The sequence below is a fragment of the Marinobacter sp. NP-4(2019) genome, assembly GCF_003994855.1.
Lineage (GTDB): Bacteria > Pseudomonadota > Gammaproteobacteria > Pseudomonadales > Oleiphilaceae > Marinobacter.
The window spans coordinates 332600-352724 of sequence record NZ_CP034142.1 but is presented as its reverse complement, the minus strand read 5'-3'; the positions used below and the strand labels follow the sequence as shown (position 1 = coordinate 352724).

16 protein-coding genes and 1 pseudogene are annotated in these 20125 nt (G+C 58.5%); 7 read left to right on the top strand and 10 right to left on the bottom strand.

Translation table 11 applies throughout. The annotated features are described in order from the left end of the window. Window positions 1–3: 3 nt before the first annotated feature. From EHN06_RS01560 to EHN06_RS01550, 3 genes are all read right to left on the bottom strand, one after another. Complete coding sequence (locus tag EHN06_RS01560; protein WP_127329550.1) at window positions 4–1188, bottom strand: acetyl-CoA C-acyltransferase; 1185 nt, start codon at window positions 1186–1188, stop codon at window positions 4–6. A gap of 262 nt (window positions 1189–1450) precedes the next feature. Beyond that, a complete protein-coding gene (locus EHN06_RS01555; RefSeq protein ID WP_127329548.1) occupies window positions 1451–3544 on the bottom strand; it encodes a 3-hydroxyacyl-CoA dehydrogenase NAD-binding domain-containing protein in 2094 nt (697 codons plus the stop codon). A 298-nt stretch (window positions 3545–3842) separates the two neighbouring features. Further along, window positions 3843–4670, bottom strand: coding sequence for an IclR family transcriptional regulator (locus EHN06_RS01550; RefSeq protein WP_127329546.1), 828 nt, complete (start codon window positions 4668–4670; stop codon window positions 3843–3845). 284 nt (window positions 4671–4954) lie between these two features. On the opposite strand from EHN06_RS01550, the gene EHN06_RS01545 reads away from it, so the two are divergent. Next, window positions 4955–5884, top strand: coding sequence for a 2-hydroxyacid dehydrogenase (locus EHN06_RS01545; RefSeq protein WP_127329544.1), 930 nt, complete (start codon window positions 4955–4957; stop codon window positions 5882–5884). A gap of 32 nt (window positions 5885–5916) precedes the next feature. Here EHN06_RS01545 and EHN06_RS01540 read toward each other — a convergent pair whose 3' ends face one another. Continuing rightward, on the bottom strand, window positions 5917–7269 hold the full coding sequence (locus EHN06_RS01540) for a hypothetical protein (RefSeq protein WP_127329542.1): 1353 nt from the start codon (window positions 7267–7269) through the stop codon (window positions 5917–5919). Between the two features lie 199 nt (window positions 7270–7468). On the opposite strand from EHN06_RS01540, the gene EHN06_RS01535 reads away from it, so the two are divergent. Beyond that, on the top strand, window positions 7469–8674 hold the full coding sequence (locus tag EHN06_RS01535; protein WP_127329540.1) for a 3-oxoadipyl-CoA thiolase: 1206 nt from the start codon (window positions 7469–7471) through the stop codon (window positions 8672–8674). Between the two features lie 19 nt (window positions 8675–8693). After that, entirely contained in the window at window positions 8694–9863 is a 1170-nt protein-coding gene (locus tag EHN06_RS01530) for an acyl-CoA dehydrogenase (protein WP_127329538.1), read from the top strand. Window positions 9864–10019: 156 nt separating this feature from the next. Here EHN06_RS01530 and EHN06_RS01525 read toward each other — a convergent pair whose 3' ends face one another. Beyond that, window positions 10020–11324, bottom strand: a complete 1305-nt coding sequence (locus tag EHN06_RS01525; RefSeq protein ID WP_228257385.1) for a DcaP family trimeric outer membrane transporter — start codon at window positions 11322–11324, stop codon at window positions 10020–10022. A 330-nt stretch (window positions 11325–11654) separates the two neighbouring features. On the opposite strand from EHN06_RS01525, the gene EHN06_RS01520 reads away from it, so the two are divergent. The 4 genes from EHN06_RS01520 (at window position 11655) to EHN06_RS01505 (ending at window position 15454) form a co-directional block, all read left to right on the top strand. Beyond that, window positions 11655–12851: an acyl-CoA dehydrogenase family protein gene (locus EHN06_RS01520; RefSeq protein ID WP_127329536.1), complete on the top strand. Its 1197-nt coding sequence runs from the start codon at window positions 11655–11657 to the stop codon at window positions 12849–12851. A gap of 10 nt (window positions 12852–12861) precedes the next feature. Further along, window positions 12862–14004 (top strand): acyl-CoA dehydrogenase family protein, encoded by a 1143-nt coding sequence (locus EHN06_RS01515; protein ID WP_127329534.1) that lies wholly within the window; start codon window positions 12862–12864, stop codon window positions 14002–14004. Between the two features lie 129 nt (window positions 14005–14133). Next, on the top strand, window positions 14134–14895 hold the full coding sequence (locus EHN06_RS01510) for a class II aldolase/adducin family protein (protein ID WP_127334308.1): 762 nt from the start codon (window positions 14134–14136) through the stop codon (window positions 14893–14895). Between the two features lie 103 nt (window positions 14896–14998). Beyond that, complete coding sequence (locus EHN06_RS01505) at window positions 14999–15454, top strand: MaoC family dehydratase (RefSeq protein WP_127329532.1); 456 nt, start codon at window positions 14999–15001, stop codon at window positions 15452–15454. 66 nt (window positions 15455–15520) lie between these two features. Here EHN06_RS01505 and EHN06_RS01500 read toward each other — a convergent pair whose 3' ends face one another. From EHN06_RS01500 to EHN06_RS01480, 5 genes and pseudogenes are all read right to left on the bottom strand, one after another. Next, the gene (locus tag EHN06_RS01500; protein WP_127329530.1) at window positions 15521–16303 is read right to left on the bottom strand and encodes an SDR family NAD(P)-dependent oxidoreductase; all 783 of its coding nucleotides are present in this window, start codon (window positions 16301–16303) and stop codon (window positions 15521–15523) included. A gap of 130 nt (window positions 16304–16433) precedes the next feature. Next, window positions 16434–17509, bottom strand: a pseudogene (locus EHN06_RS01495) (ABC transporter substrate-binding protein). 125 nt (window positions 17510–17634) lie between these two features. Further along, window positions 17635–18342 (bottom strand): ABC transporter ATP-binding protein, encoded by a 708-nt coding sequence (locus EHN06_RS01490; RefSeq protein WP_127329528.1) that lies wholly within the window; start codon window positions 18340–18342, stop codon window positions 17635–17637. Next, window positions 18329–19099, bottom strand: coding sequence for an ABC transporter ATP-binding protein (locus EHN06_RS01485; protein ID WP_127329526.1), 771 nt, complete (start codon window positions 19097–19099; stop codon window positions 18329–18331). Before EHN06_RS01485 ends, EHN06_RS01490 begins: the two co-directional genes overlap by 14 nt. After that, a complete protein-coding gene (locus tag EHN06_RS01480) occupies window positions 19092–20123 on the bottom strand; it encodes a branched-chain amino acid ABC transporter permease (protein WP_127329524.1) in 1032 nt (343 codons plus the stop codon). The genes EHN06_RS01485 and EHN06_RS01480 overlap by 8 nt, the downstream gene beginning before the upstream one ends. Between the last annotated feature and the right edge of the window lie 2 nt (window positions 20124–20125).

Genomic DNA, 20125 nt, shown 5'->3' with positions numbered 1-20125 from the left:
GGTTTAAACCACCTCGAACAAGCCAGCAGCGCCCTGACCACCACCGATGCACATGGTTACCACCACGTACTTGGCACCGCGACGCTTGCCTTCGATCAGGGCATGGCCGGTCAGGCGCGAGCCGGTGACACCATAGGGGTGACCTACTGCAATGGAACCACCGTTTACGTTCAGCTTCTCCATGGGAATGCCCAAACGATCGCGGCAGTAGACCACCTGTGAGGCGAAGGCTTCGTTCAGCTCCCACAGATCGATGTCATCCATCTTCAGACCGGTACGCTCCAGCAGGCGCGGGATGGCAAAGACGGGGCCAATACCCATTTCATCCGGCTCACAACCGGCCACCGCAAAGCCACGGAAGATGCCCATGGGTTCGATGTTGTTCTTCTCCGCGTAGGTGCTGTTCATCACCGTGCACACGGACGCGCCGTCTGACAGCTGGGATGCGTTACCCGCCGTGACGAACTGGTCGTCCCCACGCACCGGGTTCAGCCCCTGAAGGCCCTCCAGTGTGGTGTTGGGGCGGTTGCACTCATCACGAGTCAGAGTGACATCCTTATAGCTGATGTCCCCGGTTTCCTTGTCTTTCACCATCATGGAGGCATCGAACGGCACGATCTCGTCGTCGAACTTGCCAGCTTCCTGAGCCGCGGCGGTGCGCTGTTGGGAGATCAGGGCGTATTCGTCCTGGGACTCACGGCTGACGCCATAGCGCTGGGCCACGATGTCGGCGGTTTCAATCATCGACAGGTACAGCTCGGGCTTGTGCTTCATCAGCCACTCGTTGGTGGCGTGAAAGCTGTTGAGCTTGTCGTTCTGAACCAGGGAAATGGATTCAACACCACCCGCCACCATGGCCGGTACCTTCTCGGAAACCACGCGCTGGGACGCCATGGCAATGGCCTGCAGACCAGAGCTGCAGAAGCGGTTGATGGAAACACCGGCGGTGGTTACCGGCAGGCCGGCACGGATAGCCGCCAGACGCGCCATGTTCTTGCCCTGGGCGCCTTCGTGGAACGTGGCGCCGAGGATCACGTCTTCAACAATGCTCGGGTCGATGCCCGCACGCTCAACGGCATGCTGAATAACGTGACCAGCCAGGTCCACGCTGTGAGTGTTGTTCAAAGCGCCGCGGTAGGATTTACCGAGGCCGGTACGGGCGGTGGAAACAATAACGGCATCAGACATAACAGTGTCCTTCAAAATCAGAGTACGGGTAGGTCGGGTTAGGCGAAGCCGTAACCCGACACCTATATTGAGCTTTACATCTGGGTTGTCGGATTGCGGCTTCGCCTAATCCGACCTACGGGATATACCCCAGAAGTAACGGTGGTTCCGGGGTGGGGTGCCTTTTCTGCCGGGAAAAAGATGTCTGAGCAAAGCGAGTTATTTTTCCCAGAAGAAAAGGCACCCCACCCCGGGACCGGCCCCCACACCAGCAGGCTAGTCCTTAAAGATCGCCGAACTTGCGACCTTCAGCGACCAGCTTCTCCAGCAGGGCCGCCGGCTTCCACTGCTCACCACCCAGGGTGTCGTGGAAGTTCTTGACCGTGCTGAGGATGGTGTCCAGACCAACCTGGTCAGCCCAGAACATGGGGCCACCACGGTAGGCCGGGAAGCCGTAGCCGTAGATCCACACCACATCGATGTCCAGTGAACGATCGGCGATGCCCTCTTCCAGAATCTTCGCACCCTCGTTGATCATCACGTACATGCAGCGCTCCAGGATCTCCTGATCGCTGATTTCACGCGGCGTAATGCCCTGCTCCTTGCGGAAATCGGCGATCAGCTGATCCACTTCCGGATCCGGGATCGGCTTGCGGCTGCCTTCCTCGTATTTGTAGACACCGGCCTGGGTCTTCTGGCCCAGGCGGTCCATCTCCACCAGCTTGTCCATCCAGCTCGGAGGTACATCTTCACCGGCATTACGACGCTCTTCGCGGATACGGTAACCGACATCGATACCGGCCAGATCCGACATGGCGAACTGGCCCATGGGGTAACCCAGATCGGTCAGCACCTTGTCCACCTGCTGCGGGCTGGCACCTTCGTTCACCAGCGCCATGGCTTCAGCACCACGCTTGTGCAACATGCGATTGCCGACAAAGCCGTGGCAGTTGCCAACCAGTACGCCGACTTTCTTGATCTTCTTCGCAACGGCCATCACCGTGGCCTTCACTTCATCGGACGTCTTGCTGCCACGCACGTTTTCCAGCAGTTTCATGACGTTCGCCGGGCTGAAGAAGTGCATACCCACCACGTCTTCCGGACGCTGGGTGGCCGAGGCAATTTCGTCGATATCCAGGGTGGACGTGTTGGAGGCCAGGATGGCGCCGGGCTTACACACCTCGTCCAGCTTGCCGAAGATTTCTTTCTTGATCGCCATGTTCTCGAACACGGCTTCAATCACCAGATCCACATCCCTGAAGTCGTCATAGGTCAGGCTGCCATTGATCAGCGCCATGCGCTCTTCAACCTGCTTCTGGGTGATGCGACCTTTCTTGGCGGAGTTCTCATAGTTCTTGCGGATGATGCCGAGGCCCTTGTCCAGGGCTTCCTGCTTCACTTCCACGATGGTTACGGGAATACCAACATTGGCGAAATTCATGGCGATACCGCCACCCATAGTGCCGGCACCAATGATGCCAACGCTGTTGACGTCGCGGACCGGCGTGTCCTTGGACAGACCTTTGACCTTGGAGGCTTCGCGCTCGGCAAAGAAGGCATGAACCAGGCCGGCACGCTGCGGCGATTCCATGCACTCTATAAACAGTTCGCGCTCGCGCTTCATGCCCTCATCGAATGGCAGATTGAAAGCCGCTTCCACAGCATCCACGCACTTGAACGGCGAGAACAGGCCACGCGCTTTCTTCTGCAGACCGGCGCGGAATTGGTCGAAAATCTCGCTGCCTTTATCGGCTTCGATTTTGTCGGTCAGGTCGCGGACGCGACGGGCCGGCTTGCCTTCGTCGGCAATCTTTTGCGCGTACGCCACGCCAACGGCCTTGATATCGCTGCCGTCTTCAACCGCATCGACAATACCCAGAGCCAGGGCATCGTTGGCGCCGACAAACTCACCGGAGGTGATCATTTCCAGCGCTTTCTGTGCGCCAGTCAGACGCGGCAGGCGCTGGGTACCACCGGCACCGGGCAACAGACCCAGCTTCACTTCCGGCAGGCCAACTTTGGCGCTGCTCAGGGCCACCCGGTAATGACAGCCAAGGGCGGTTTCCAGGCCACCACCGAGGGCGGTGCCATGAATGGCGGCGACGATCGGTTTGTCGCTGTTTTCATACTGATCTATAACAGAAGACAGCCCCGGCTCCTGCATGGGCTTGCCGAATTCGCGAATATCGGCGCCGGCAATAAAGGTACGGCCCTCGCAAACCAGCAACAGAACTTTGGCGTCTGCGTCGTTCTGCCCCTGCTCCAGCGCGGCCACCAGGCCGGAACGAACCGCATGGCTCAGGGCGTTCACTGGCGGGTAGTTGACTGTGATGACACCAATGGCGCCTTCCCGGTTATAAGTTACGACCTCAGACATAATCTCTCCTCGCCTTCTATGGAATGTAGTTTTAACAAGCGAAACATAAGTACGATTTAATACAAGTTTTCGGCAGGTTTCAACCATGAATTAAAATGCAGGCACAAAAAAACCCCAGAACGAATTCTGGGGTTTCAGGCATCTCAACTTTGGGGGGAAGGCCCGGGCGGGGGATCTCCCTCCGAAACACGCTGTAAATACATCCCTGTACGCTCGGCTCCGCCATCCATGGCTCCGCACGGTTTCGGAGGGAGATCCCCCGCCCGCCCCCCCGTACTTTGTCAGCTAGCCGGTAAAATCAAACGCCAAGCGACTCAATATCACTCGCCAGCATCGCCAACTGGTGAGCGATGGACTCACGCAGCTTTTCTCCCGAGATCAGGTAGGAGGGCGCGGCTGAGGTCAGCACCATGATGGTGCCATCCTGAAGGTGGATGGGTACGCCGGCGGAGTTGATGTTGCGATCCCATTCGCCCAGGGACAGACAGAAGCCGTGCTGCTTGAAGTCCTCCATCGCACGGTCAAGCCCTTCTTTCTTTTCCGGCCAGACATCCGGGCCGTACTTCGCTTCCATGGCATCGTCGATCAGCTTGCGGCCCTTGTCGCTGATGGCGCAGTAATAGGCGCGACCGGCCGACGTTGTGGCCATCGGCAACTTCAGGCCGATGTCCATGCGCAGCAATGATGCTTCCGGCGGCAGGCGGTTCTCGACATAGATCATGTGCAGGCGGTCGCGGCAGGTCAGGCCCACGGACATGTTGGTCTGACGGGCAAACTCATCCATGTAGGGCTTGGCCAGCTGGCGCACCTTGAGGTTGGACACGTAGGCATAACCCAGGGCCAGCACGCCGGAACTGAGCTGGTACTTTTCCAGCTGGGCGTTGTAGCTGAGGTAACCCAGTTTTGTCAGAGTGTAGGTCATGCGGGAGACTGTCGGCTTTGGCAAGCCAGTCAGCCGGGCGATGTCCTGGTTACCGAGGATGACCGATCCCTGACTGAAGGCACGGAGTACATCCAGGCCACGGGAGAGCGCTTCTACAAACTTGCGGTCTTTTTCCGGTTTCACCGGTTCACCATCTCCGGAGGCGACCAACAACTCCGGTTTTGTGGTTTCTGCTTTTGTCATAAACTGGCGTCCTCCAACAGCTGCGCCTGATCCGGTGTGCCCGGGATACCCGGTGGTAGTCAGATAATAAGAAAAGTTGCGGTATTTTAATCGCTGCAGATAGCAAGTACCACAAACCATTATCAAAAGCCGTGCCAAACATGAAACACTCTTCCTTTATGTTTCACTTTTCTTTCGCCGGCACACCACAACACCCCGGGTTTACGAATGTATTTCGGTATATTATTCTGCAAAGCGAAATATAGTAAACAAAATTAATGCAACTGACGATCCCCGGAGAGCCCATGAAAGTTCTATTCGTCGCAGGAGACCCCAAGCCGGAGCGCTGGACCGTGCCCATCAAGGAGCTGCTGCCGGAGGCCGAGGTTCACGTTTGGGACGCCAATGGCCCGGCCGTGGATGCCGATTACGCCATTGTCTGGCAGCCGCCGGCGGAACTGTTTGAACGCGAGAAGAAGCTGAAGGCGGTATTCAACCTCGGCGCCGGCATCGACGGCCTGCTGGCGGTCCCCAACCTGCCGCCTCATCTCCCGGTGGTGCGCCTGGAAGATGCCGGTATGTCCGTGCAGATGGCGGAATATGTGCTTCACCAGTTACTGGAAGCCAGCCGTGGCATGGAGACTTACCGCGAACAACAGAGGGAAGGGATCTGGAAAATTCACCGACCGATCAAGCGCAGCGAGTGGCCGGTCGGCATCATGGGGCTTGGCCACATTGGCAAACGGGTGGCACGCACCCTGGCAGATCTGGATTACCGGGTTAACGGCTGGGCGCGCAGTGAGCACGACCTGGATGGAATTACCACCTTTGCCGGCGCGGATAACCTGTTCGGATTCCTGAAATCGACCCGGGTGCTGGTCAACACCCTGCCGCTGACCGATGAAACACGCGACATCCTCAACTACCAGCATCTCAGCCAACTCATGCCCGGCGCGGTGGTGATCAATGTTGGCCGTGGCGAGCACCTGGTGGAAGACGATCTGCTCCGGGCCATCGACGACGGCCATGTGGCACGTGCTTCCCTGGATGTATTCCGACAAGAGCCGCTACCCTCGGACCATCCATTCTGGCAGCGACCGGAGATCACCATCACACCGCACATATCCGCCCGCACCCTGCGGGATGCCACGCTGGAACAGATTACCGGCAAGATCCGCGCCCACCACAACGGCCAGTCGATTACCGGCATCGTGGACACCAGCCGAGGCTACTGACAGCCAAAACAACCGCGCCGGCCACGCTTCTATCAACCCATGGCCGGCGCCAACACAAACACTCCCCACAACATCAGCAACAATAACGGGATGGACAGCAACACAAACAGCCCGTTCCAGCCAAACGCCACCACCCAGCGCGACACCTGACCAAACCGTGACAACAACATCACCGCCGGCCCGAACGGTGACAGCATCATCGCCAGGGAGAAACCGATCACCAGCGCCACGGCGATGGGCAGAGGATTCACGCCTTCCGCCACTAGTTGCGGCATCAGGCCTGCCTGAACACTCAACACGGTAATCGGAATGATGCCAATAGCCGAGAGCATCGGCATCATCAGCAAACCGCAGATCGCCAGTAACAACACACCCAGCTCACCCGAGGCCATACCGGCCAGGACGTCTGCCGGAATCACCGCCACCAGCGCCACACCCAGCCCGGCGGAACCGGCAAAGATGGACATTTCATTGCTCATTCCCAGCATGTTGTCGGACGCTTCCCGCGCCACTGCGGCCGGCGCACCGTCATGCCAGAGCATATAAAGGAGGGTGACCACCGGCACGGTCAGCATGGCCGCGACGGACACTCTCAATTCCGTGAACTGCACCAGCAAAGCCATGCACGTGAAGATGACCAGCACCAACAGTAACAATCGCCCACTGCCGGCCGGCCAGCTTTCCAGCGGCTCGCGCTCGCTGCTGACCAATCGGAAACGCCTGTGCTCCAGCAGCCAGCCGACCAGGATCAGCAGAATCGCGCTGCCAATGCCGTAGGGCAGCAGGCCGGACCAGCTCAGTGTCGGCACTTCCCGGGTAATAATGGCCACCGCAACACTGGTGGGTGCCACCAACGGCACCAGTGCGAACCCCCGCAGGGTACTGATCAGCACACTACGCAGCCAACGCAGGCGCGAGGCACCGGTGATACCACGTTGCCTCAGGGTATCCGCCAGGGTGCCGCAGAGCAGATTCATCACCCCGAAACTCAGCACCGAGGCAATGCCACAGCTCACCACCGCGTATTTGGGATACAACAATGCCGGACGACCACCCAGCAATACGTCGTGTATACGCTGCAACACTTCAAGCCGACGCACCAGGCACTGCATCATCCCCAGGCTTCCCAAAAACGCGGCGTAAAAGGCGGCATTGGACGCCGCCCGCAACAGATCGTCGCCCCCCAACTGCCCGACAAAGCCCAGATAGCCAATCACCAGCAGTGAAATCAGGAACAGGTAGCGGGAATAGGCCTGCAATTTCCTCAGCGCCAGCAAGAAATAAAGTACAAACAACACGCCGGCGAACGTACTGAGATGCGGGGTGGAGAGACCAAGCGCCACAAGTTCCAGCAGAACCGCAACGGGAACCAGAAAACGGCTCATAACAGATTCGCGCCCTTCGATGATGGTATCGGTTGCATTTCACACAGACCCGGATTAGTCTTTAACAACCAATATACAAAACTTAATTCCGCTATACGAAACTATATCAACACTAATGACATGACAACCCCCAGCCCTTTCCTCCTTATGAAGGGAAGATCACAATGGGATCATGTCTTCTGATGAAACGGGAGATGCCATGAGCGCATTTATCTATGACGGGTTAAGAACCCCCTTCGGTCGACACGCCGGCGCACTCGCCAAGGTGCGGCCGGATGACCTGCTGGCCAGCGTCATCAAGGTATTGGTAGAACGTAATGCGTTTGCCGCGGACGCCTACGAGGATGTGATTGCCGGCTGCACCAACCAGGCTGGTGAAGACGCCCGCAACCTGGCCCGCCATGCCGGCCTGATGGCTGGCCTCCCCGTGGAAACCGGCGGTCTGACCGTTAACCGCTTGTGCGGTTCCGGTCTGGCGGCGATTATCGATGCCTCGCGGGCGGTTCGTTGCGGCGAAGGCGATCTGTTTGTCGCCGGTGGCGCGGAAAGCATGAGCCGCGCTCCGTTTGTCATGGCCAAGAGTGAGAGCCCGTTCAGCCGCGACTTCCGCGCCTTCGACAGCACCATTGGCGCGCGTTTCCCCAACCCCCGCATTGAAGCGGAATTCGGCGCCGACACCATGCCGGAGACCGCCGACAATATTGCCCGGGAGCTGGACCTGAGCCGCGATTCCGTGGATCAGTTTGCCGCCCAGAGCCAGGCCCGCTATGCCGCCGCCCTGAAGGACGGCTTCTATAATGAAGAGATACTGGCCATCGACGTGCCCCAGGGCCGGAAAAAACCACCGGTCAGCGTGAGCGCCGATGAGCACCCGCGCCCCCAATCGACCGCTGAGGCGTTGGCCGGGCTGCGCCCGCTGTTCGAAGGTGGTGTGGTTACCGCTGGCAATGCCTCCGGCATCAACGACGGCGCTGCGGCCCTGATCATCGGTTCCCGCGAGGCGGGCGAAAAAGCCGGTATTCAGCCCCGCGCCCGCATCGTATCTGCCGCCATCGCCGGGGTTTCGCCGCGGGTCATGGGCTACGGTCCGGTACCGGCCAGCGAAAAAGCCCTCGCCCGTGCGGGTCTGACCATCAACGATATGGACGTGATCGAGATCAACGAGGCGTTCGCCGCCCAGGTTCTCGGTTGCACCACCAAACTGGGTATTGACCCGACTGATTCCCGGCTGAACCCCAACGGCGGCGCTATCGCCGTTGGCCACCCCCTGGGGGCATCCGGCGCAAGGATCGCATTGACCGCCACCCGACAGCTCGAACGCAGCGGCGGCCGTTACGCATTGATCAGCATGTGCATTGGCGTCGGCCAGGGCATTGCTGCTGTTATTGAACGAGTGACTGACTAATCTTTTGAGGAGATACACCATGGCTTCCGCACCCTGGGATGACCTGCTGCAATTCGACAAACAACTGGATGAAACCGAGCGTCAGGTCCGGGACAGCATCCGTTCCTTCTGTGATCAACGTCTGATGCCGGGCATTATCGAGGCAAACCGTCACGAGAAATTCGACCGCGCCATCTTCACCGATATGGGCGAACTGGGCATGCTCGGCGCGACCCTGCCGGAAGAATACGGCGGCCCTGGCCTGAACCATGTCTGTTACGGCCTGATTGCCCGTGAAGTGGAGCGGGTGGATTCCGCCTATCGTTCCGCCCTGAGCGTGCAGTCTTCATTGGTTATGTACCCGATTTTCAGCTACGGCCAGGAAGCGCTGAAAAAGCGCATCCTGCCGAAACTGGCCTCCGGCGAATACGTCGGCTGCTTCGGCCTGACCGAGCCCAACCATGGCTCTGATCCGGGCGGCATGGAAACCCGCGCCAAGAAAGTCGACGGCGGCTACCTGCTGAGCGGCTCCAAGATGTGGATTACCAACTCCCCCATTGCCGACATCTGTGTGGTGTGGGGCAAGCTTGATGGTGTAGTGACCGGCTTTGTGATCGAGCGTGAGGGCGCCAAGGGCCTGGAAACACCAAAGATTGAAGGCAAATTCTCACTGCGCGCCTCCGACACCGGCTCCATCTTTATGGATGAAGTGTTTGTACCGGAAGAGAACAAGCTGGAAGTGGAAGGCCTGAAGGGTCCGCTGAGCTGCCTGACCAAAGCCCGCTACGGCATCAGTTGGGGTGCCCTGGGTGCCGCCGAGTTCTGCTGGCACGCTGCCCGCAACTACACCCTGGAGCGCCAGCAGTTCGGCCGCCCGCTGGCTGCCAACCAATTGATCCAGAAGAAGCTGGTGGACATGCAGACCGAAATCACCATCGGCCTGCAAGCTGTGCTGCAACTTGGCCGCATGATGGACGCTGGCGTTGCCACTCCGGACTCTGTGTCCCTGCTCAAGCGCAACAACTGCGGCAAGGCCCTGGACATTGCCCGGGTTGCCCGCGACATGCACGGCGGTAACGGCATCTCCGACGAGTACCACGTGATTCGTCATGTGATGAACCTGGAGGCGGTGAATACCTATGAAGGTACCCACGACGTCCACGCCCTGATCCTGGGTCGTGGCCAGACGGGGATTCAGGCGTTCAGCTGATCCAGCAACGCTCCCGTTAAAAGCAGAGCTCCGGCTCTGCTTTTTTTATGGCCACAAAAAAGCCCCGCAGCGGGGGAACACTGCGGGGCAAAGCAAAGGAGTGCAAAAGCACCTGAGAATCGTTTGTTAACTCATAGCAGGCTTTGCAACGGCGGTTCAGAACCGCAGGGTTGCAGAGCCCATGACTTGCTCATATTGTTCGCGGCTGCTGGTGGCGATCTCTCCGAAATCCCAGTATGCGTATTCCAGCCCCAAGGTCAGTTTCGGGTGGGCCGACCACAGCAGGTTGGCGTGGACCGAAGTGGAGGTGTCGAAATAGCTCAGGGTACCAGCGGGCGAGGCCTCCAGGTCATCCACAATTTCCAGGTGGGACACCGACAGGGTGCTGCGCCAGTTCGGGTTCCAGTGGTGGCGGTAGGCCGCGGTGGCCCCATAGCTCTTCAGCGGTTTTACGTCGCCGCCGGCCTGGGCTGCCAGATCGACATCCGGGTAGGTGAACAGTCCGATGTAGCGGCCCAGGGCGCCGTAGTTATACTGCAACTTCAGGTCGTCACGGCCTACGGTGGGAATGCGGGCGCTAACTGAAACCGCACCGGTCACCTCGGTTTCATCGGCGGCGTCATCTTCCAGACTGCGCAGCAAACCGGCAATGGAGTATATGCCGTAACTGTTACGCAGCTGGTACCGTGCCACCAGGTCCGGGTAGGACTGATCGTCATAGGAGTTGCTGCCGAAGCCGTCTTCGGGGTTCTCCAGAGCGACCATCAGCTTGCCACCCGGCGCTGCCATGTTGTAACGCACCATGGGCTGGCGAGTGTAGATGAAGGCAGCCTGCTTACCCTGGTCAAGGATTTCCGGCAGGGCAGCCAGTTCGGAGAAAGTGGTGTGGGTCTGGCCAAAATCCCAGTTATTCCAGGAACCGTAGGCCTGGCGGAGACGGGGGGCGTAGCTGTTGGAGACCACCTCGTTACCCGGCGCATCGGCACCCTGGTTGAAGTCCATCTCCAGGTAAGTGGTCAGGTCATGCCCCGCCACATCCAGAGTCTTGGTGGCCAGGCTCAGGCGGGTCTCGCGGGCGCTGAAGCCGGTTTTCCAATCGCTTTCGCCGTTTTTCGCCGCGTTGGCAAAGGAACGAGCCAATCCAACAGAGTAGGCATTTTCCCAGCCATTTCCATTAGAGCCGGCCAATACGTCAGCCTTGATAAAGCCGCCGATGGTCACAGTGGTGCTGCCAATCCGGATGCCGTTACCGTCCCTTCTGAGATAGTTGTTTTCTTCTTCCATCTTAGACTCTGCCGGAACCTCCAGCCTGGATTCCAGTTGCTGGACGCGCTGGCGAAGCTCTTCCAGTTCAGAACCCTGGGCCAATGCACTGCCCGAGCCCATGGTCACCAGGGGCAGCCCGGCAAGGGCAACGGCACGGACGAGTGGACGTGTCTGGAAACGGGTTGTTGTTGTCATCTCAAACCTCTTAACGGAGTTGATTGCATGTCGTTGTTATTGAAATTCCGGCGCTGGCACTGGCTCGCACCAAATCAAACACGCTGTTTCACTGTGCGGTATTTAGTGATTTTATAATTTCGCATAGCAGTACCAGCTTCCGTGTTTGCGAATATAGACGATGCATTTGTCATCAACAAGGGGTTGAAACCAAATTTTGATGAAAGTCGTAGTTACTATGTGTTTTCTTGTTTCATTATCATTGACAGGGACACAACCTTTGAAAGATCATTGAGTAATTCTGCTATGCGGTATATATTTTCGCTGTAATGCATTGACGAGGTCTATCCGATGAACATGAACTACACGGCCGAGGAACTTGCCTTCCGTGACGAGGTAAGAGCGTTCCTGGATGAGAAACTGCCGGCAGACATCGCCGCCAAAGTGAAAGGGTTCCGCCGCCTGTCCAAAGAGGACCATCAGCGGTGGCAGAAAATTCTCTGCGAGCAGGGCTGGTACGCCACTCACTGGCCGGAAGAGTATGGCGGCGTAAAGTGGACACCGGTTCAGAAGCACATCTGGGACGAAGAGTCCTGCCGTTACGGCGTTCCCCGCTCCATCCCGTTCGGGGTGAACATGGTGGCGCCGGTGATCATCAAGTTTGGTAACGAAGAACAGAAGCAGAAGTACCTGCCACGCATCCTCAGTGGCGAGGACTGGTGGTGCCAGGGTTATTCCGAACCCGGTGCCGGCTCCGACCTGGCATCGCTGAAGACCCGCGCGGTGCGTGATGGCGATCACTACATTGTCAACGGCCAGAAGACCTGGACCACTCTGGGTCAACACGCCAACATGATTTTCTGCCTGGTGCGCACCAACACCGAGGTCAAGAACCAGGAAGGCATTTCGTTCCTGCTGATCGACATGAACACACCGGGCATTACCGTGCGCCCAATCATCACTCTCGACGGTGAGCATGAAGTCAACGAAGTGTTCTTCGAGGATGTGAAGGTTCCGGTGGAAAACCTCGTCGGCGAAGAAGACAAGGGTTGGACCTACGCCAAATACCTGCTGACCTATGAGCGCACTGGCCTGGCCGGCATTGGCCAATCCAAAGCAGCGCTGTCGCACCTGAAGGAGCTGGCTTCGCGCCGCCTGAAGAATGGCCGCCCGCTGATTGAGGATCCGTCATTCAGCCAGCGCATTGCCAAAGTGGAAATCGACTTGACGGCCGCGGCCATCAGCAACCTGCGCATCATTGCCTCGGTCGAAGGCGGCGGAGTACCGGGCGCGGAAAGCTCCATGCTGAAAGTGAAAGGCACCGAGATCCGCCAGACCATCAACGACCTGGCCCGCCGCGCGATCGGCCCCTACGCACTGCCATTTGTAGAAGAAGAGCTGGATCTGAATTACGACGGCGAATTCCTGTCGGACGAAAACGCCGCGCCGCTGGCGGCCCACTACTTCAACAACCGCAAGCTGTCGATTTTCGGCGGATCCAACGAGATCCAGAAGAACATCGTGTCGAAAATGATTCTCGGGCTTTAAGGAGGCGACCATGGATTTCCGACTCAACGAAGAGCAGCAGATGCTGCAGGACACCGTGGCCCGCCTGGTGCGCGGTGAATACAGTTTTGAAAAGCGCCTGGAGTTCAGCGAGACTGAACTGGGCTTCAGTGCAGATTTCTGGCAGCAGCTCAGCGAGCTGGGCCTGACCGCCGTGCCCTTCTCCGAGGAAATGGGCGGCTTCGGCGGTGGCGGCGTGGAAATTCAGTCCGTCATGTCCGAGCTTGGCCGCGGCCTGTGTCTGGAGCCGTATCTGCAGTCCGTTATTCTGGGCGGTGGCCTGATCGATCAGGCCGGCAATGACAGTCAGAAAGAGAACTGGTTGGCCGGAATCGCCAGCGGCGAGCTAAAAGCGGCCGTGGGTCTGCAGGAGCCCCAGAGCTTCTATGACCTGAACAACGTTGAAACCCGCGCCGAGAAAAACGGTGAGGGCTATGCCCTGAACGGTCGTAAGGCGGTGGTGATCGGAGGCCACTGTGCCGATCTGATCATCGTTTCCGCCCGCACCTCAGGCGACAGCCGCGATGCCAAAGGCATCAGCCTGTTTGCCCTGAGCCCGGAGACCGCCGGTGTTGAGCGGCGCAGCTACCCCACCATCGACGGCTCCAAGGGGTGCGACATCACCCTCAATAACGTCCAGGTCGGCGCGGATGCGCTGCTGGGCGAGGAAGGCAACGCCGCTGACGTTATCGAGTATCAGGCCGGCCGTGCGATCGCTGCCCTGTGTGCCGAAGCCGTGGGTGTGATGGAAATGGCCAACGAGCTGACCCTGGACTACCTCAAACAGCGCAAGCAGTTTGGCGTACCCATCGGCAAATTCCAGGTGCTGCAGCACCGCATGGTGGACATGATGTCAGAGCTGGAGCAGGCCCGTTCCATGGCCATCCTGGCCGCCAGCGTTGCCGACGGCGAACAGAGTGACGAGCGTCGTCGCATACTGGCCGCGGCCAAGAACGTGATTGGCCGCGCCGGTCAGTTTATCTCCGAGGCGGGCATCCAGTCACATGGCGGTATCGGCATGACCTGGGAATACAATTTTGCCCATTACGCCAAGCGGCTGATCACCATCAACCACCAACTGGGCGACGACGACTTCCACCTGGAACGTTACGCCTCCCTGCTGCAGGCCAGCTAACAGGCTGCGGACTTGTGAGCCTGAGGTCTCTCTATCCAGTCAGAGGCCTTTTGCGGGGGTGGCGTCAGCCACCCCCTTTTTTATGCCGTACACTACGGGAAACAGCCGTCACAGATTGAGGAGATCATGATGACAACAACAAGCGATCTAACACAGCAACAGGATCTGAGAAAAGCCGAATGGAAAGTACGCGCCGAACTGGCCGCGGCCTACAGACTGGTCGCCCTGTTTGGCTGGGACGATCTGGTCTTCACTCATCTGTCCGCCCGGGTGCCGGGACCGGATCATCATTTTCTGATCAACCCCTATGGGCTGCTGTTCCATGAAATCACTGCATCCTCTCTGGTAAAAGTGGACAAGGACGGGCAGGTGGTGGAGTCGGGTAACGTCAGCCGTGTGAACCCGGCGGGCTTCACCATTCACAGCGCCGTACACATGGGCCGCGAGGATGCCGGTGCGGTGATGCACCTGCACGCTCCCGACGGCGTAGCAGTCTCAGCCCACCGTGACGGCCTGCTGCCCCTGAGCCAGACTGCGATGCTGTGCCTGAATCACCTGAGCTACCACGATTACGAGGGCGTGGCCCTGAATCTCGACGAACGGGAGCGACTGATCAGGGATCTGGGCAACAAGTCGATGATGTTGCTGCGAAATCACGGTGTGCTGACAGCGGGCAAGGATGTACCGGAAACCTTCACCTATCTGTATTTCCTGATGAAGGCCTGTGAGATCCAGGTCAAGGCCCAGAGCTGTGGTCCGACCTACATGCCATCGGAACAGGCTATTCAGACCACTGCTGACCAATCACAGGCACTGGGCGGTGCGGCCGCGCTGACCTGGCCGGCCCTGGTGCGACTACTGGACAGCAAGAATCCGGGTTACGCCGTTTGACTCTATAGCCTCGTACCTGGTGCGCAAGCAGGTGGGGAGACTCGTCCGGGACACGCTCGCTTCTGCTTCAAATACTCAGCTTCCATAGATAAAGGACGCAGACATGCTTTCAGTTGAATTAAACGATCTTGAAAACTTTCGTGGCACAACGATCGGCCACAGCCCCTGGAAAACCATCACCCAGGAAATGATTCAGGCCTTTGCCGATGCCACGGGCGATCATCAGTGGATTCACGTGGATGTGGAACGGGCAAAACGGGAATCGCCCTGGAAGAGCCCGGTGGCTCATGGTTTTCTTACCATATCGCTGATTCCTTTACTGAATCAGGAAGTGATTGACGTTCGGGGCAAAAGCGCCAGCATCAATTACGGCATGAACAAGCTGCGCTTACCCGCTGCAGTGAAGTCCGGGTCCGCTATTCGCACAAAAATGGAGCTGCTGGATGTGTCCACGGTGGACAACCAGCGCATGATGGCCACCTATAAAACGACAGTGGAAATCCAGGGCGAGGACAAGCCGGCGTGTGTGGCGGAAAATCTGGTGATGTACGTGGCCTGATACCTCCCGGCTCCGGGTGCAGCCATGACCTGGCAGTGCCAGGATTCTCGCTCACAAAACCATGGCTTATCGGCGCACTGGCGCTGCTCCGAGATGGGCGCCACCGTCGATCAGAATGGTTTCACCGGTCGTGAGATCACCACCAATGATCAGGCCAAGACAAATATCCGCCACCGTCTCCGGAGAGGCGGTGGCGTGCAACGGCGCAGCCGCCCTGGTTTTTTCCAGCATGGCGTTGTACTTGTCTTCGCCAAGCCCCTTCTTCAGCCACTCGCCCTGCACAAAGCCAGGGCACACCGCATTGACACGGACCTCTGGTCCCATGACCCGGGCCAGTGACCGGGTCATGGTCACCAGAGCGCCTTTCGATGCGGCATAGGCGATGGAGCTGCCGATGCCCGCCAGACCTGCGATGGATGCCATGTTGATCACGTGGCCGGAACCATTGGCGCGCAGGGCCTGCTCTGCCGCTCGGGTCATCTGGAAGGGCCCCACGGTATTAACGGCGTATTGATCCAGGAAGTCCTGTTTGTCCAGCCCTGCGAGGTTGGCGTGGTCGCAGAACTTGGTGGTACCGGCGTTATTGACCAGTATATCCAGGCGTCCGAACTCTGCCAGAGTTGCTTCCACCAGCCCGCGACAGTCGGCATCCTCGGCCACGTTGGCGCGGAAAACCAGGGTCCTGACGCCGTACTTTTCACAGTCAGCGGCCACCGCGCGGGCACCGTCTTCGTTGTTGCTGTAGTTGATCGCCACATGACAGCCATGCTCGGCAAACAGGCGCGCGATGGCCGCGCCGATGCCCGATGACGAACCGGTGATAATGGCAACAGAGTCTTTGAGTTTCATAGATAGTACCGCTGTTTTAATCTTTGGATTCCGACCAGGACGTTCGCATCACAGTGCCGAACTCTACAACGCCCGCAACAACAAAAAGGGGCAAGCCATGGTGGCCTGCCCCTCTTCAGCGGAAAGCGTGTTACTTGATGGCTTCCCGCACGATCTTGCCATCTTTCACCACCGCCAGCGTGGTGTCGGTGACAAAGCCTCCGTTTTCAGTCACTTCGGTGACTTCATACGGGTTCTTGCTCACATCCATGCTCTTCAGGGCATCGCCGACTGCGGCACGAAGGGTTTTCGGGTCGGTGGACTCGGTCACATCCATGGCCTCCACAAGAGCATGCAGCGCCAGGTAATTGTAGGCCGCTTCGGAGCCGGGCATCTTGTCGAACTCAGCCTTGTAGCGCTCGATGAAGTCTTTCGCCGCATCGGTTTCATACACGCTCAGTGGCACCACGCCGATAGCGCCTTCCAGCATGTCCAGGCCACCAGCGACCTTGGCCACTTCATCAATCTTGGCCTGATCCATGACGATGAAGCCGCCCTGAAAACCCATCTGACGTGCCTGCTGTACCACCAGGCCAGTGGGCTCGGAGGCGCCACCAACAAACATCACGTCCGGGTCCTCAGAGATAATGCGGCTGACGCCGGTAAAGAAATCCGCCGACTTGTTGTAGTCCATGGGGTTATCGGAAACGACTTCCCCCCCTTGGATTCCCACTCTTTCTTGACCATGGATCCCCAGATCTTGGCGTACTCGTGAGTAGCGCCGCCCATGCCCAGCTTCTTGCCCTCATGCGCCAGGGCGTAGTCGGTAAAGGCTCTGACGTAACCATCAAAGGTGGGCGGAATGCGCAGGGTCAGACTGTTTCCCTTTTCGGTGATGCTGGGCACGCTGGAATAGGCCATCACCAGGAAATCATCTTTCTCGTTGAAGTCCTGCAGGGCAAAAATACCACCGGAATGAGGTACGAAGATCGCCGAGACGTTGGATTCCTGCTTCAGGCGCTTGGCGTTGGTGGCCGCCTGAGCCGGTGAGTACCGGTCATCCAGGGAAACCAGGTTGACCGTGGTCTTCTCACCGTTCAGGTCAAAGCCACCCGCAGCATTGATTTCCTCCACGGCCATCCGCAGTCCGGACAGGGTGTTTTCGCCGTACAGGGCAGCGCCGCCGCTCAGCGGACCGGTAAAACCAATATTGACTTCGCCCGCCATGGCGCCGGCGGACAGACTCATACCAAGGGTCGCCGCCGCGACAGCCTGACCCAGTTTTTTGGCTATTTTCATTGTTGTCTCCTGGTTGTGTTGTGCGTGTCTCTCTATTTGTTGTTTGAGGCCGGTCAGGCCCCGATATACGCCTTGCGAACCTGCTCATTGCCAAGCATCGCTTCACGGTCACCTTCCATAACAAGATGGCCGTTTTCCATCACGTACGCTCGGTTGGCAATCTTGAGGGCTGCAAACGCATTCTGCTCAGCCAGCAGCACGGTAGTGCCCAGGCTGTTGATCTGTCTGATGGTTTCGAACATCTGCTTGACCACCAATGGGGCCAGCCCCAGGGATGGCTCGTCCAGCATCAGTAAGCGCGGACGGCTCATCATGGCGCGACCGATGGCCACCATCTGTTGCTGACCGCCGGACAGCGATCCAGCCGGCTCATTGGCCTTGTCTGCGAGGATCGGAAACAGCTCCAGCACCTCATTCAAGCGCTTCCGGTTGCCCTGACGATCCCGACGGTGCACATAGGCACCCATCATCAGGTTCTGCATCACGCTCATCTCGGGGAATAGTTTGCGCCCTTCGGCGCACTGCACCACACCGTTGGAAACGATCGCGCTGGCTTTCATTCCGTTGAGCTGCTTATCCTCGAAAAGAATGTCACCGGCGGCTGGCTTCACCAGACCGCTGATGGCGTTGAACAGGCTGGTTTTACCCGCGCCGTTGGCCCCAAGCAGCACCACCAGTTCCCCGGTATCCACGGACATCGTGATATCCGTCAGGGCCTTGAAGCTGCCGTAGCAGACGTCGACATGATTAAGCTGCAGCATCTTCATCACCTCCCAGATACGCCTCGATCACCACCGGATTGTTACGAACTTCCTCCGGTGTGCCTTCGGCGATCTTTTCACCGTGGTCCAGCACCATAATCTTGTCCGCCAGGCTCATGATCATGTCCATCTTGTGCTCGATCAGACAGACGGTCAGCCCCTTTTCGTCCACCATCTTGCGCATCAGCGCGGCAAAACCGACGGTTTCCTCCGGATTTATCCCGGCGGCCGGTTCGTCCAGCAGGACAATCTTGGGATCGGTAGCCAGCGCCAGCGCAAAGGCAACGCGCTTGCGCTCTTCCTGGGTGATGTCGGCGATGAACTGCCCGGCCACGCGGGTAAGCCCTACAAACTCAAGGGCTTCCATCGCTTTGTCCCGCGCGGACTTTTCTTCCCGTTGCAGGCGCTTGCTGTTGATCAGCACGTCCCAGAGCCCGGACTTGGTACGCAGTCGATGCCCAACGATCAGGTTATCCAGCACGGTCGCCTGTTCGAACAGGTTGGTGGTCTGGAAGGTCCGCCCCACACCGAGGCGTGCCACCTTGTCGCTGGGCAATGTGGTGACATCCACACCGTCCAGAAGGATGCGACCAGACGTCGGCTCATGCATACCGGAGATCAGGTTGAAGAAGGTGCTTTTCCCGGCGCCGTTCGGGCCGATGATGGCGTTGATTTTGCCCGTTTCGAATTCCACCGAGACATCGTTCACAGCCGCCAGGCCGCCAAACATTTTGGTCAGATGTTCTACCTTAAGCATTGCTTTCCGCCTCCCTGGGTTGAACCGTGCTCACTTTGCTTTCCTCACGCTTCTTTCCAGGCACCAGCGCCTGGGACTTGCGATGCATCCAGGTCAGGAACGAACCGGCGATCCCCCTCGGGAAGAAGATCACCAGCAGCACCAGCAGCGGACCGAAAATGATCATCCGGTACTCTTCCAGGAACTGCAGTGACTGGGTGATCCACACAATGCCGATGGTACCCAGCAACGGCCCCATGATGGTGCCGATACCGCCCACCAACAGGTAGGTGATCATGTCGAACGTATGGTTGATATTGGCCTCGTCCGGGCCGATAAAACGAACCATCCCGGCGTACAGGGCACCCGCCAGGCCGGCGTAGGTGGTGGACAGGACAAACGCCAGGACTTTGTTGCGCATCAGGTTGATGCCCAGGGACTGGGCCAGCTCGTCACCGTTGCGAATGGCGAGGAACGTCCGCCCCAGCAGGGACTTGGACAGCCGCCCCATGAACCAGATGGCGAACACCAGGAACGCCAGCACCAGGTAGTAGAACGGCGTGGTGTCGGTGAAATCCACCATGCCGAAGCCGTAGGGGGCGGCGATATCACGAACGCCAATGGCGCCGTGGGTCAGCTCTTCCCACTTGTCGATCAGCAGGAAAATGATAAAGCCCACACACAGGGTAAAGATGGCGAAGTAGTGCTCTTTCAGACGCAGCGACACAACACCCACCAGAAAACCGAGCACGGCCGTCATAACCAGGGCCGCCGCGAAGGCGGGCCAGAAGCTCCAACCATAATCGGCGGTCAGCAGGCCCAGGGTATAGGCACCGATGGCAAAAAAACCACCGTGAGCCAGATTCAGTTGGCCGCAAAAGCCGGTGATAATATTCAGGCCGTAGACCGCTATTGCCCACACAAAGGCGGTGGCCATCACGTAAACCTGGTATTCGTTCGCCGCGAAAAACGGGAACAGCACAGCAAAGGCCAACATCAGGTACTTGGCAGCTGGTGTCATCAGCAGGGATGCAAATTTGAACATGA